The following is a 14,092-nucleotide window of genomic DNA, read 5'->3' as shown; positions in this document are numbered from 1 at the left end:
ATCAAGGCAATGGGATTGATTAGGACCGGACGGCTGAAGAATCGATTATGCCGCCCGCAACCTCTGCGTGCTTTCCAGGTTGTGTCGCCTGCGGAAGATTATGCGCCGGATCGATTGGCCGATCCGACCGATCGTGTCGGTCCAAAGGCAGTCACTTCAACCGCACCGTGACCACCAGCGCCTCGTGGTCGGCGCTCGGGCTGCCGTCCGGCAGCACCGCCGGCAGCGTCGCCGGCGCGCTTGCCACGAGACCCCGGGTGAAGAACCAGTCGATGTGGCCGGCAGGTGTGGCGTCGCCTGCCGCGCGCCGCTGGGTGGGTCTGTCGAACGCATTGGCGTCGCGCCAATCGTAGCCGCGCTCGGCCATGATGCCGAAGAGGGGCTCGTGGCGGTCGGGGCACATCAGCCGGTCCGGTTCGGCGGCAATGCGGGCCTGCCATGCGGCCGGATCGGCGTGACGCTCTTCATAGGTCGCGGTCAGCGTGTTGAAATCGCCGCCGATCAGCACCGGCGCTTCCGCGTCATATCTGTCGATGGCGTCGAGCAGGTGGCGCGTCTGGTCGGCGCGGCCGGCGGGATTGGTGCGGTTCTCGAGGTGCACCGAAACGACGGTGACCCGGCGGTCGCCGACCATCACCTGGCCGCCGAGCGCCATGCGGCCGCCAATCCGGGGCTGGCCGTGCTCCGGCAGGAACCAGGCGCCGGCGGCGTCCAGGCGAACGAGGAAGGGTCGCAGCAGCGGGACGGCGCTGGTTATGGCGTTGCCGTGGAAGCCCTCGATGTTCTCGGCGCCGCCATTTGCCGCCTGCTCGGCCTCGTTGCCGGTACCGAGTTCGAGGAACTCGACGCCATAGGCGTAGGAATGGCCGAGACGATCGGCAAGCCGGCTCAAAAGATGGCCGTTGCCGGAGCGCGCCATGCCCTTGTCGACCTCGGACAGCAGCACGACATGCGGCGCCTGGCCGGCGATCGTTGCGGCGATGGCATCGAGGTGACGCAGCCGCTCGACGTTCCAGGCCATGACGGTCAGGCTCTCGCCGGCGCTTGCTTGCGAAGCCTTGCCGCCGATCTCGATCTCGCCGAGGGCTGGAACGGCGGCCGCGTGGCGCAAATGAGTGGCGCTGTCGCGCTGTCCGTCCCGCATGGCGTTGCGGACGTCGACAGGCACGTGCGTGAGCTGCGGAACCAGCATGTCTCTTCTCATTCAGTTAGTCGGTTAATCAAAGAGTCTTTTCGCCGCGTGGGCGTGCTCTAGCTCTCTAGAGCGCCGATGTGACGTTTTCATGCCGGCGCGACCGCTGCCAGGAGGAGGAGAGACCGGCTGTCCACAGGGGCCGCTTGCCGGTCAAGGGGCCACAACAGAACTGTCACATACCTTCTCTATGAGAGCGGGCAAGGACTTGCGCAAAACCCTTGTCACACTGCCACTCAAGAGGGAAAAACCATGACGATCATCAAGCGGGGCTTCGCTGCCCTTGCCGCCGGCGCGCTCAGCACCGCGCTTGCGGTTCCTGCTTTCGCCGAGCCGGTCAAATTCGATTTCTGGTTCGGACTTTCGGGCGATCTTGCCCGCGTCGTCGACACGCTGTGCAAGAACTTCAACGATTCCCAGAAGGACTACGAGGTCGTCTGCACCAGCCAGGGCAATTACGACGCCACGCTGCAGAACACGATCGCCGCCTTCCGCGCCGGCAAGCAGCCCACCGTCGTCCAGGTCTATGACGTCGGCACCGCCACCATGATGCTGTCGGGCGCCTACAAGCCCGCCGACAAGCTGATGGAGGAGAACGGCTACAAGATCGACTACAGCGACTATTTCCCCGGCATCGCCCGCTATTACGCGACCTCGAAGGGCGAGATGCTGTCTTTCCCGTTCAACTCCTCGACGGCGCTGATGTACTGGAACAAGGACGCCTTCGCCAAGATCGGCAAGAGCGAGGCGCCGAAGACCTGGGAAGATGTCGGCGCCGACCTCAAGGCGCTGAAGGACGCCGGCTATGATTGCCCGATGGCGATCAACATCTCGGCCAATGAGAGCTGGCAACTGATGGAGCAGTTCTCGGCGCTGCACAATCAGCCGATCGCCACCAAGAACAACGGCTATGACGGTCTCGACGCCCGTCTGGAAGTCAACAAGACCAAGTTCGTCCAGTACGTCACCGACTTGAAAAAGTGGTATGACGCCGGCCTGATCAAGATCAAGTCGAAGGACCTCGGCCAGGACATGGTGCAGGCTTTCGCCACCGGCACCTGCCAGGTCATCCTGACCTCGGTCGGCGACCACGGCACGGTCGGCCGCACCCAGAAGGAAGGCATGAACTGGGACGTCGCCGAGCTGCCGGTCTATGCCGGCACCGAGCGCAAGAACTCGCTGGTCGGCGGCGCCTCGCTGTGGGTTCTGTCCGGCAAGTCGGACGCCGAATACAAGGGCGCGGCCGCCTTCCTCAATTTCATCCACGATCCCAAGACCGCTTTGTTCTGGTCGACCAACACCGGCTACATCCCCGTGACGAAGTCGGGCTTCGATTTCATGAAGTCCAACGGCTTCTACGACAAGGCGCCCTACAAGGGCCGTGAAGTGGCGATCGAGAGCCTGACCGCCTCGGAGCCGACCGAGATCACCCGCGGGGTTCGGCTCGGCAACTTCACCCAGATCCGCGCCGAATTCGGCACGCAGATGCAGGCGATCTTCGCCAACAAGGTCAGCGTCCAGGAAGGCCTCGACACGCTGGTCAAGAATGGCGACGCCATACTCGAGCGCTTCCAGCAGACCTATCCGGGTAAGACCCTGCCCTGATCCCGGATGTTGGAGCGGCCGCCCGTCGGGAATCGACGGGCGGCCATTTCACATCTAGGTTTACCCGTGAAGGTGGGCTGACGGTTCAACGGCACCGGCGGATCGATGGAAAAACGCGTCACTTTCGGCAGATGGACGATCGGCATCCTGTTCGCGGTGCCGCAGCTCATCCTGATCTTCACCTTCTTCTACTGGCCGGCGGGCCAGGCGGTTTACTGGTCGCTGACGCTGCAGCAGCCCTGGGGCGGCGGCAATATCTGGGTCGGGCTCGACAATTTCCGCTCGATCCTCGCCAATGCCGACTACTGGAATTCCATCACCGCCAGCATGATCTTCGCCGGAATCAGCACCGGCCTTGCCATGGTCATCGCGCTCGTGCTCGCCGCCTTGACCGACCGGCAACTTGCCGGCTCATGGCTCTATCGAGTGGTGCTGATCTGGCCTTACGGCATCGCCGCGCCGGCTCTGGCGCTGGCGTTTCGTTTCATCCTGGCGCCGGAGGCCGGCTTCATGGCCGTCGTCAACAAGGTCTGGCCGGGCTTCTGGGACCCAGGCCTCGACGGCGCCGACGCGATGGCCTCGATCATCATCGCCTTTTCCTGGAAATATGTCGGCTATAACTTCATCTTCTTTCTCGCCGCCTTCCAGGCGATCCCGCGCTCGCTGATCGAGGCTGCGGCGATGGACGGCTCCGGTGTCATCCGGCGCTTCTGGGACATCCAGTTCCCGCTGATCACGCCGACGATCTTCTTCCTGCTGGTCATCAACATCACCGAAAGTTTCCAGGACTCCTTCGGCATCGTCGACATCATGACGGCGGGCGGGCCTGCCAATGCCACCAACCTGATGGTCTACAAGATCTATTCCGACGGCTTCAAAGGCCTGGATTACTCTGGCGCCGCCGCGCAGAGCATCATCCTGATGCTCTTGATCATCGCGCTCACCATCGTCCAGTTCCGCTTCATCGAGCGGCGCGTGCATTATCGCTGAGGCGGTCATGGTCGAACGCACCCCGATCCTCAATTTCTTCACGCATCTCATCCTGTTCGCCGGCTTCGTATTCTGCGTGGCGCCGTTCGTCATCGTGGCGATCGCCGCCTCGCACAATCTGAAGGACGTCAACGACGTGCCGATGTCGCTGCTGCCGGGCAGCGATTTCTGGGTCAACATCAAGACGGCGTGGACGACCGCCGATCTCGGCCCGAAGCTCTTCAACTCCTTCGTCATGGCGTTCGGGGTCGCCGCCGGCAAAGTCATCGTGTCGGCGCTGACGGCCTTCTCGATCGTCTATTTCCGCTATCCCGGCCGCATGCTGATCTTCTGGCTGATCTTCGTCACGCTGATGCTGCCGCTCGAAGTGCGCATCGTGCCGACCTACGCGGTGGTCGCCAACGTTCTCGATCCCTATCAGACGATCATGGACCTGACGGGGCTTTCCTGGCTGATTGAGAAGATATCGGGGGTTCAGGTCCAGCTCAGCCTGGGGCTGCTCAATTCCTATAGCGGCCTGATCCTGCCGCTGGTCGCCACCGCCACCGGCACCTTCCTTTACCGGCAGTTCTTCCTGACCGTGCCCGACGAATTGACCGAGGCGGCGCGGATGGACGGCGCCGGCGCGCTGCGCTTCTTCGTCGATATCCTTCTGCCGTTGTCGCGCAACAACATGGCGGCGCTCGGCACCATCATGTTCCTGTGGGCCTGGAACCAGTATCTGTGGCCGTTGCTTATCACCACCGACCAGTCGCACGCGATGGCGGTGACCGAGCTGAAGCAGCTCATCCCCAATGTCGGCGGCGCGCCGGAATGGCATATCGCCATGGCTGGCACGCTGATCGTCATGCTGCCGCCGCTGATCGTGGTGGTGCTGATGCAGCGCTGGTTCGTGCGCGGTCTGATCGCCACCGAAAAATAGGGAGACGATAAAATGGCCTCCATCACCATCCGCGGCGTCAAGAAGAACTATGCCAGGACACAGGTCGTGCACGGCGTCGACCTCGATTTCGCCTCGGGCGAATTCGTCGTCATCCTGGGGCCGTCCGGCTGCGGCAAGTCAACGCTGCTCAGGATGATCGCGGGACTGGAAGAGATTTCCGACGGCACGATCGCGATCGACGGCAAGGTGGTCAACAAGCTCGAGCCGCGCGAGCGCGGCTGCGCCATGGTGTTCCAGAACTACGCGCTCTACCCGCATATGAGCGTGGCGCAGAACATCGGCTATTCGCTGAAAGTGGCCGGCGTTCCCGCGGCCGAACGCGCTGAGCGCATCCAGGCGGTGGCCCGCGTCCTTGAACTGGAGCATCTGCTCGATCGCAAGCCGATGGCGCTCTCCGGCGGCCAGCGCCAGCGTGTCGCGATGGGCCGCGCCATGATCCGCGAACCCAAGGTGTTCCTCTTCGACGAGCCGCTCTCCAATCTCGACGCCAAGCTGCGCGTGCAGATGCGCTCGGAGATCCGCAAGCTGCACCGGCGCCTCAGCGCCACCTCGGTCTTCGTCACGCATGACCAGGTCGAGGCGATGACGCTGGCCGACCGGCTGGTGGTGATGAATGGCGGCCGCGTCGAGCAGGTCGGCACGCCGGCCGAAGTCTACAGCCGGCCGGCAAGCCGCTTCGTGGCGACCTTCGTCGGCGCGCCGGCGATGAACATGCTCGAAGGCACCGTCACGCTCGACGGGCTGTCGCTGCTCGGCGACAGCCGCAAGCTCAACGTGTCGCGCACGGGTCTTGCCGTGGGCTCGAAGGTCGCGGTCGGCATCCGGCCGGAGGCGGTGCGCATGGTGGCGCCGGGCACGCCCGGAGCGCTCGCGGCAACAGTCGACCTGATCGAGGAATTGGGCGCGGGCCGCGTCATCTATGTCGATCTCGACGGCGCGCCGTTCTCCGTCGTGACGTCCGAGATTGTCCATCCCGAACCGGGCAGCACGGTCGGGCTGCAGTTCGCCGAAGCGGACCTGCACTTCTTCTCCTCGGAGACAGGCGGCAGGCTTGACGTGTTCAAGGCTTCGGTGCCGGAACCGGCGCTGTAGGCGAAACTCCCCGCGATTTCGAAAGAGCTGATTGAGGGTTCACGCATGAAGATAATCCAGGTCTCCGACGTCCATCTCGGTCGTCGGCGCGAGATGCGCTATGGCGCAAACTTGAACGAGCGCCTCGATCGATGCATCGATCATATCAATCAACGTCACAGCGATGCGACGCTCTGCATCTTCACGGGCGACCTGACCGATGACGGCGAGGCCGAGAGCTACGCCGACCTGAAGGCCGCGCTGAGCCGGCTCACCGTGCCCTACCGGCTGCTGCCCGGAAACCACGACCGGCGCGCCAATCTCATCGCCGCCTTCCCGGAAAATGGAACCGACGACAACGGCTTCGCGCAGTCGGTTTTCGACACGCCGGAAGGGCGGCTCATTTTCCTCGACAGCCTGGCGGAAGGCCGCGTCACCGGCGAGTTGTGCGACAGCCGGCTCGGCTGGCTCGATGCCAGGCTCGCCGAGGCGGCGGGCAAGGCGGCCTATATCTTCCTGCACCATCCGCCGGTCGAGCTCGGACTCACGCTGCTCGACCCGCTCGGCCTCGAAGAGCCGCAGCGGCTCATCGATGTTCTGACCCGCCACGGCAATGTCCGCTACATCTTCTTCGGCCATGTCCACCGTGACATCGCCGGAACCGTCGCCGGCATTCCGTTCTCGGTTCAGCGCGGCCTTCATGCCCGCTTCATGCTCGACCTTGTCGGCGACGAGATGGTCGAGCAAGCGCCGCCGGCCTATTCGATCATCCTGATCGACGGCGCGCGCGTCGTCATCCACAGCCACGATTTCCTGGAGCAATGGCCGCTATGGTCGCCGGCGACGGGCGAACGAGTTCGCTGATGGCACGCTAGCATTCAGGCAAAGACATGCGCCTTGCCGGTGACGGTCAAGCGCACGATCTCGCCGATCGCCGGCGCGTCCATGCCCGTCCTGCGCAGGATGAGCGGCGTGTTGCCGATCGCGGCCGCGTCGGGCGGATCCGGGCTGTTGAGCAGACGCACCGCGACGGTGCAGACCGAGCCCGCGAATTCGCAGTCCGTCACTTCGCCGAACAGCATGTCGGGCGTGCCCGACATGCCTTCGCGCGAGGTGAGCTTGAGCAGGATTTGCTCGGGCCGCAGCATGATGCGCGCGACATCGCGCCGTTCCTTCGTGTCGACGGCGATGCGTCCGAGCCGCGACTCGGCAAAGCCGTCGGCGATCCTGGCGGGCACGATGATGGCGTCGCCCAGGAACTCCGCGACCATCCTGTCCCGGGGCTTAAAATAGAGCTCGCGCGGCGTGCCGACCTGCGAAAACAGGCCGTCGCGCATCACCGCCACCTGGCTGGCGAAGGACAGCGCCTCGGCCTGGTCGTGGGTGACCAGGATGGTGGTGATGCCCGCCTCTTCCAGAAGCTCGGCAACTGCCTTGCGCATCGAAGCGCGCAAGCCGGTATCGAGGGCCGAGAACGGCTCGTCGAGCAGCATCAGCCTCGGCTTCATCGCCATGGCGCGGGCAAGCGCGACGCGCTGCTGCTGGCCGCCGGACAATTCGTGTGGCCGGCGCTTCAGGACCGCCTTGTCCAATCCGACGATGTAGGCGAGCTCGACGATATGCTCCGCTCGTCTGTCGGCATTCCGCGCGATGCCGAAACCGATATTGTCGGCGATGCTGAGATGCGGGAAGAGGGCGCCATCCTGGGCGACCACGCCGATGCCGCGGCGATGCGCCGGCACGGCGTCGCCGCCATTGGCCAGCACCTTGCCGTCGAGCGCGATACGGCCGCGGTCCGGCGCCTCGAAACCGGCGATCAGCCTGAGCAAGGTGGTCTTGCCGCAGCCGGACGGCCCGACGATCGCGGTGCGGCTGCCGCTTTCGACAGTCAGGTCGACACCTGCAAGCGCCGTCACCGGGCCGTAGCTCTTCGCGACGCCGCTGAGTTCGAGAAAGCTCATCGTCCGGCCATCCGCTTCGACTGGATGTAGAGCCACCAGGTCATTGGCAGCGACATCGCCACCATGATCAGCGCGTAAGGGGCGGCGGAGGCGTAGTCAATCTCGCCGCTATAGGACCAGAAGGCCATCGCCAGCGTGCGGGTGCCGTTGGGCGCCAGCATCTGGGTAGCGGTGAGCTCGTTGGTGATGCCGAGGGCCACCATGGCCATGCCGGCGGCCGCGCCCGGCGCCGACAGGCGAACCGTGGTCGACCACAGCGCCTTGACCGGCGACCGGCCGAGGCTGGAAGCGGCGCGCTCCAGCTCCACCGGCGCCTGCGCGATCGAGGCGCGCAGGCTGACCAGCGCGCGCGGCAGGAACATCAGCGCGTAGCCGAACAGGATGGTGAAGAGCGTCTGGTAGAGCGGCAGCGCGACGCGCACGGTGATCGTGACCAGCGCCAGCGCGGTGACGACGCCCGGAAGGGCGCCGACGATGTAATTGCAGCTCTCGAGCAAGCGCTGCAGCGGCCCCGGGGCGCGGATCGAGATCCAGGCCATCGGCATGGCGGCAATTGTCGCGAGCACCGCGCCGGCAATGGCGAGGAACAGCGTCTGGCCGAGGGCCAGGCCGATCTCGTCCCATCGCCAGACTTCGGTGCCCCCGGCAATCAGCCAGCGGCCCACCGTGACGAAGGGCACGCCGAGCGACAGCAGCGCGACGCCGGCCGGCAAAAGCAGGCAGGGCAAGGTGGCGCGACCGAGGCGGGCACGCTGTTGCTTGCGCGCGGCGCCGGAACCGACGCGGGCATAGCGTTCCTCGCCGCGGATCATCACCTCGAGGGCGAGCAGGAAAAGACAGCAGACCACCAGCACGGCGGCCAGCATGTTGGCGGCCGGACCGTTGAAGGTCGACTGGAACTGGTCGACGATCGCGGTGGTGAAGGTGTCGAAACGGATGAAGACATAGAGGCCGTATTCGGCCAAGAGATGCAGGCCGACCAGCAGCGAGCCGCCGCAGATGGCGAGCCTCAGCTGCGGCAGCACGACGCGCGCGAAAACCCGCCACGGGCCAAGGCCAAGCGCCGCGGCGGCATCTTCCAGCGCCGGATCGAGCCGGCGCAGCGCGGCCGCGATCGGCAGATAGAGGAACGGGAAATAGGCGATGACGGAGACCAGCACGCCGGCCCACAGCCCGTGCAGGCCCGGAACGAAGCTGATCCATGCGTAGGAGTGCACGAAAGCGGGGATGGCCAGCGGCGCGACCGACAGCCAGGACCACCAGCGGTTGCCCGGCAGGTCGCTGCGCTCCGTCAGCCAGGCCAGCGCCACCGACAGCACGATGGCGATCGGCACGGCGGCGGCGACGAGGAGCGTGGTGTTGACCAGCAATTCGCCGACGCGTGGGCGGAAGATCAGCGCCACCACCGTGTCCCGGCCGGTTTGGATCGCGACCCAGACGATGAAGCCGAGCGGCAGCAGTGCGATGAGTGAGACGAAGGCCGCGGCGAGCGTGATCCACGACGCGGACCGGCGCTTCTTCATCCCGCCCACCGGCAGTCTTGCCGGGGTCATGTCGATCACCGACTGCATCAGGCGCGCCGCCGGCTCGCTTCTGCCGGCCGGCGGAAGCGGTCCGATGTGCCACTCAGGCGGGACGAAGCGCAGTCGACTGTCATCGACGAGGCGATCTCCAAACAAAAACGCTCCCGCGGAAGGCGAATTGCCGCGGGAGCACGGTCGTTCGCCCTTTTAGGACGAACGCGAACTAAAGCAAGCCGGCTTGCGTCATCAGGTCGATGACCTTCTTGGAATTCAGCGTCGCCGGATCGACTTTCGGCGCCTGCAGATCGGCCAGCGGCACCAGCTTCGGGTTGGACTGGGCATCCTTGCCGACCGCATATTCATAAGAGGTCCCGGTCTTCAGCACGTCCTGACCGCCCTTGCCGGTCACCCACTTCAGGAAGGCCTGGGCCTCCTTGGGATGCTTGCTCGAGGCCAGCACGCCGCCGCCGGAGACTGAAACGAAGGCGCCCGGGTCCTGGTTCTTGAAATAATGCAGGGCGACATTCTTGCTGTTCTCGCCGGTCTTGGCCTGATCACCGAAATAATAATAGTGGTAGATCACGCCGCCATCGATCTCGCCCGCATTGACCGCCTTCATCACCGTCGAGTTGCCCTTGTAGGCTGTGAAGTTATCCTTCATCGCCTTCAGCCAGTCGGCGGTGGCGGCCTCGCCCTTGATCTGCAGCAGTGCGCTGACGATAGCCTGGAAGTCGGCGCCCGACGGCGAGGCGGCCCAGCGGCCCTTCCAGTTCGGATCGGCGAGATCGAGCAGCGACTTCGGCAACTGGTCTTCCTTGAGCTTGTCCTTGTTATAGGCGAAGACGGTGCTGCGGGCGGCGACGCCGACCCACTTTCCGCTCGAAGGCTGGTATTCCTGCGGAACCTGGGCGAGGGTCTCGGGGTCGACCGGCGCAAACAGGCCCGCCGCCTCGACCAGCGCCATGGCCGGCGAGTTCTCGGTCAGGAAGACGTCGGCCGGCGAGGCCGCGCCTTCGGCGACGATCTGGTTGGAGAAGTCGCTGTCGCCGCCATTGCGCAACGTTACCTTGATGCCGGTTTCCTTGGTGAAACCTTTCGCCCATTCCTTGGCGAGGCTCTCATGCTGGGCATTGTAGACGATGATGCCTTGATCCTCGGCCATGGCCGGGCCGGCGATCAGGCCGAGCGCCAATGCGGCGCCGGCAAGCGTGGAAAGGGCAATTTTCATGGGCATCGTCCTCAAAACTGGAGACAAGGGTTCAGGCACGGCTGCACCTATCAATACCTGATTATCATAGTCAACATTGTGGTCCTGCTTCAATCGGTCGCCCTGCCGCAAACTTTCGTGATTTTACCGGCAGTTTGGCTTGGACATTATTTCGCCGGCCACGTAACAAACCAGGGCCGAGACGCGAACTTACGGGGGTAAACTCTTGTGACCGGCAAGGACGAGGCCGAGCTTTCCCGGCTGCTCAGGGCCGCGATCGCGGGCGACGAAAGGGCTTATGCCGACTTTCTGCACCGGATTGCCGTCCTCGTTCGCGGCTTTGTCCGGCGCAAGATCGTTCAGGGCGGGGTCGATCCCGAGGATGTCGTGCAGGAAACCTTGCTGGCCATTCATGTCAAACGCCACACATGGCGGCCTGACGCGCCGGTGCTGCCCTGGGTCTATGCGATCGCCCGCTTCAAGCTGATCGACGCGTTCCGCCGGCGCGGACGGCGCATCGAGGTCGAGATCGACGAGATCGCCGAAACCTTCGCCGAGCCGGAAGCGGAAACGGTGAGCGAGCGCGACATCAACCGGGCGCTCGACGGGCTGCCGCCGGCGCAGCGCTCGGTGGTGTCGTCGATCTCGGTCGACGGCCATTCGATCGGCGAGACGGCGGTAAAGCTCGGCATCAGCGAGACGGCGGTGCGCGTGTCGCTGCATCGCGGCCTCGCCGCGATCGCCAAAAGGTTTGGACGATAGTGACATGAGGACAGAGGATCTCATCAAAGCGCTCGACGCCGATGCCCGCGACAGGGCGATGCCGATGGGCAAGGCCTGGTGGCTGGCGGTCGGCGTGGCGGTGGCGATCGCGGCCGCGGTCTTCTTTGCGACCATCGGGCCACGCCCCGACATCATGCCCGCCATGCACACGATGCGCTTCATGTCGAAATTCGTGTTCACGCTGGTGCTCGCGGCCAGCGCCTTCGCGCTGGTCCGCGCGCTGTCGGTGCCGGGCGCTTCGACCAGTCGGAGGATGGCGTGGATGCTCGCCGCGCCGCTTCTGGTCGTGCTGGCGGTGGTTCTGGAACTCTTCGTCGTGCCTCAGGCCGATTGGGGCAAGCGGCTTGTCGGCTCGAACATGATGATCTGCATGAGCTTCATCCCGCTTATCGGCATCGGTCCGCTGGCGGTCTTCCTCGGCATGCTGCGCTACGGCGCGCCGACGCGGCCGGTGCTTGCGGGCGCGGTGGCCGGGCTGCTCGCGGGCGGGCTCGCGGCAACCTTCTATGCCGCGCATTGCTTCGACGATTCGCCGCTTTTCGTCGCCACCTGGTATACGATCGCCATCGCCTTCCTTACGCTGCTCGGCGCCATTGGCGGGCGACTGTTCGTGCGCTGGTAGGCACCCCACCGATCCTTCGGTACAGTTTTGGCAACAGTACCTTAATCATGCCGGCAATTGTTTGCCGGTTAGCGGAGCGATCGCCGCCGCCCACGCAACCATTCCTTAAAATCGATCCGCCAGGGTTTTGGCGACGTGCAGTTGCGTGTTGGGTGGGATCGCATCGTGGCGTGGTTGAATTGGAAAGGTCCGCGGGCCGGCAAGCGTGCCGTCCTCGCCTTCATGGCCGGGGGACTGGCTGCCCTGGCCGCATCGGTCCTGCTGCCGGCGCTGGAACTCGGTGAAGAGGCGCTGAAGGTCTGCCTTCAGATATCCGTGGCCATCACGGCCGTGACGCTGTTTTTCTCGGGATTGTTCATTCGCAGGATCGTCGATGACGGTCGGCAGATTGCCGAAAGCGAGCAGCGCTTTCGGCGCGCCATGGAAGATTCGGCGATCGGCGTCGCCATTGTCAGCCTCGACGGGCGCATCGTTCAGGCCAATCCCGCCTTCGCCGATATGCTCGGCTACACACGCTCGGAGATCGAGGCGCTGACTTTCTTCCAGATCACCCATCCCGACGATCTGCAGATCGGCCGCGAGACGATGATGAGCCTGAAGGAAGGCAAGATCCACTCCTTCCATTTCGAGAAGCGGTATCTGCGCAAGGACGGTACTCCGGTGTGGGCGCAGCTTGCCGGCTCGGTCATCCGCGAAGAGGAGACAGGCCGCCCACTTTATCTGGTGTCGCAGATCGAGGACATCGATGCGCGCAAGCAGGCCGAGGCGCGCATTGCCGAGGCGGAGACGCGCTGGAACTTCGCGCTGACCAGCGCCGGGCAAGGCATGTGGAGCCTCGACATGCGCAAGGGCGGCACGACCTACTCCGAAACCTGGGTGAAGATGCTCGGTTACGACGACGGGGAGCTGGACGGCGACCCCGGCCGCTGGCTGACGATGATCCACCCGGACGATCGCGAAGTTGTCGCCGAGGCCGATCGCGCGCATCTTGCCGGCGAGACGCCGTTCTTCGAGGCCGAGTTCCGCATGCGACACAGGGACGGCCACTGGGTTTGGATCCTCGATCGCGGCAAGGCGATCGAACGCGACGGCGAAGGGCGGCTGATCCGGGCCATCGGCAGCCTGACCGATATCACGGAGCGTAAGCAGGCCGAAGAACGGCTCAAGGTTTCCGCGGCGATGCTGGCCGACGAGAAGGAGAGGCTCCGGGTGACGCTGCAGTCGATCGGCGACGCGGTGATCTGCACCGATGCCGCCAACCGCATCACCTTCATGAATCCGACCGCGGAGAAGCTCACCGGCGTCGATGTCGCCGACGGGCTGGGAAAGTTGCTCAGCCATGTCTATTGGGCGGTCGATGAGGAGAGCGGGCGCAGAATCGAGCTTTCGCGTCCTTCGGCGAACGAGCGGCCGCATTGCGACCAGAACACGCGCGCGGTCCTGGTGCGGCGCGACGACACGCGCTGCAGCATCCGCCAGGTGGTGTCGCCGATCATGAACGACCGCGAGGAGTTCTGCGGCCTGGTCATCGTCTTCCAGGATTTCACCGACGCGCGCGCTCTGCAGCGCCAGCTGGCCCATGCCGCCGCCCATGACACGTTGACCGGGCTCGCCAACCGTTCGAGCTTCATCCGCACCATGGAGGAGCTCGTCGACCAGTGCCGCCTCAATGGCGGCGAGCATCAGTTCATGTTCGTCGACCTCGACCACTTCAAGGCGGTCAACGACACCGGCGGCCATGCCGCGGGTGATGCGCTGCTCAAGCGCGTGGCCGCCGCCCTTCTCGATGTGCTTGGCCCGGAAGACATCGTCGCGCGGCTCGGCGGCGACGAGTTCGCCGTCCTTCTCAAATCGGGCGCCGGGGAGCGCGGAGCGATCGCGGCTCGCTCGATCATCGATGCCATCCGCAATCTCAACTTCAGCTGGGACGGGCGCCCGCATCCGATCGGCGCCAGCATCGGGCTCGCGCCGATCCGCGCCGGCTGCGGCGAGGTCGACGAGATCATCGCCCGGGCCGACGCCGCCTGCTATGCCGCCAAGGCGGCCGGCCGCGGCTGCGTTTCCGCCGCGCCCGACGACGACGTTTCGAAAGACGGCATGACGCCTTTGCCGCTCGCAGCGGCGAGCTAAAGCGCGTCGCGATCTTTCAGATTCGCTCCATGCGCTTTAGGTTTTTGACTTTGCGCATGTCTTTA

Annotated in this window: 12 protein-coding genes; 8 read left to right on the top strand and 4 right to left on the bottom strand. The window is 64.9% G+C overall.

The features are described 5' to 3' along the window. Positions 1 to 151: 151 nt before the first annotated feature. The gene (locus MJ8_RS28725) at positions 152 to 1,192 is read right to left on the bottom strand and encodes an endonuclease/exonuclease/phosphatase family protein (protein ID WP_201411948.1); all 1,041 of its coding nucleotides are present in this window, start codon (positions 1,190 to 1,192) and stop codon (positions 152 to 154) included. A gap of 252 nt (positions 1,193 to 1,444) precedes the next feature. Between MJ8_RS28725 and MJ8_RS28720 the strand changes: the two genes are divergently transcribed. The 5 genes from MJ8_RS28720 (at position 1,445) to MJ8_RS28700 (ending at position 6,665) form a co-directional block, all read left to right on the top strand. Further along, a complete protein-coding gene (locus MJ8_RS28720) occupies positions 1,445 to 2,797 on the top strand; it encodes an extracellular solute-binding protein (RefSeq protein WP_201411947.1) in 1,353 nt (450 codons plus the stop codon). 105 nt (positions 2,798 to 2,902) lie between these two features. After that, a complete protein-coding gene (locus MJ8_RS28715) occupies positions 2,903 to 3,787 on the top strand; it encodes a carbohydrate ABC transporter permease (protein ID WP_201411946.1) in 885 nt (294 codons plus the stop codon). Between the two features lie 7 nt (positions 3,788 to 3,794). Next, positions 3,795 to 4,709 carry an ABC transporter permease subunit gene (locus MJ8_RS28710; protein ID WP_201411945.1) on the top strand — a complete coding sequence of 305 codons (915 nt, stop codon included), beginning with the start codon at positions 3,795 to 3,797 and terminating at the stop codon, positions 4,707 to 4,709. Positions 4,710 to 4,721: 12 nt separating this feature from the next. Continuing rightward, positions 4,722 to 5,822 (top strand): sn-glycerol-3-phosphate ABC transporter ATP-binding protein UgpC, encoded by a 1,101-nt coding sequence (gene ugpC, locus MJ8_RS28705; protein WP_201411944.1) that lies wholly within the window; start codon positions 4,722 to 4,724, stop codon positions 5,820 to 5,822. Between the two features lie 45 nt (positions 5,823 to 5,867). Continuing rightward, positions 5,868 to 6,665, top strand: coding sequence for a phosphodiesterase (locus MJ8_RS28700; RefSeq protein WP_201411943.1), 798 nt, complete (start codon positions 5,868 to 5,870; stop codon positions 6,663 to 6,665). Positions 6,666 to 6,679: 14 nt separating this feature from the next. Here MJ8_RS28700 and MJ8_RS28695 read toward each other — a convergent pair whose 3' ends face one another. From MJ8_RS28695 to MJ8_RS28685, 3 genes are all read right to left on the bottom strand, one after another. Further along, on the bottom strand, positions 6,680 to 7,762 hold the full coding sequence (locus MJ8_RS28695) for an ABC transporter ATP-binding protein (protein ID WP_201411942.1): 1,083 nt from the start codon (positions 7,760 to 7,762) through the stop codon (positions 6,680 to 6,682). Further along, on the bottom strand, positions 7,759 to 9,333 hold the full coding sequence (locus tag MJ8_RS28690; protein ID WP_201411941.1) for an ABC transporter permease: 1,575 nt from the start codon (positions 9,331 to 9,333) through the stop codon (positions 7,759 to 7,761). Before MJ8_RS28690 ends, MJ8_RS28695 begins: the two co-directional genes overlap by 4 nt. Before the next feature lie 175 nt (positions 9,334 to 9,508). Then, positions 9,509 to 10,513: an iron ABC transporter substrate-binding protein gene (locus MJ8_RS28685; RefSeq protein WP_201411940.1), complete on the bottom strand. Its 1,005-nt coding sequence runs from the start codon at positions 10,511 to 10,513 to the stop codon at positions 9,509 to 9,511. 207 nt (positions 10,514 to 10,720) lie between these two features. Here MJ8_RS28685 and MJ8_RS28680 point away from each other — a divergent pair, with 207 nt between their 5' ends. From MJ8_RS28680 to MJ8_RS28670, 3 genes are all read left to right on the top strand, one after another. Next, positions 10,721 to 11,254, top strand: a complete 534-nt coding sequence (locus MJ8_RS28680) for a sigma-70 family RNA polymerase sigma factor (protein WP_201411939.1) — start codon at positions 10,721 to 10,723, stop codon at positions 11,252 to 11,254. Between the two features lie 4 nt (positions 11,255 to 11,258). Then, positions 11,259 to 11,897: an NrsF family protein gene (locus MJ8_RS28675; protein WP_201411938.1), complete on the top strand. Its 639-nt coding sequence runs from the start codon at positions 11,259 to 11,261 to the stop codon at positions 11,895 to 11,897. A 165-nt stretch (positions 11,898 to 12,062) separates the two neighbouring features. Then, positions 12,063 to 14,027, top strand: coding sequence for a PAS domain S-box protein (locus MJ8_RS28670; protein ID WP_225248066.1), 1,965 nt, complete (start codon positions 12,063 to 12,065; stop codon positions 14,025 to 14,027). The last annotated feature ends 65 nt before the right edge of the window (positions 14,028 to 14,092 follow it).

Origin of the sequence: Mesorhizobium sp. J8 (assembly GCF_016591715.1) — a bacterium.
Classification (GTDB): Bacteria; Pseudomonadota; Alphaproteobacteria; order Rhizobiales; family Rhizobiaceae; genus Mesorhizobium.
The sequence above is the reverse complement of the archived record's forward strand: the minus strand, read 5'-3'. Positions and strand labels throughout refer to the sequence as shown.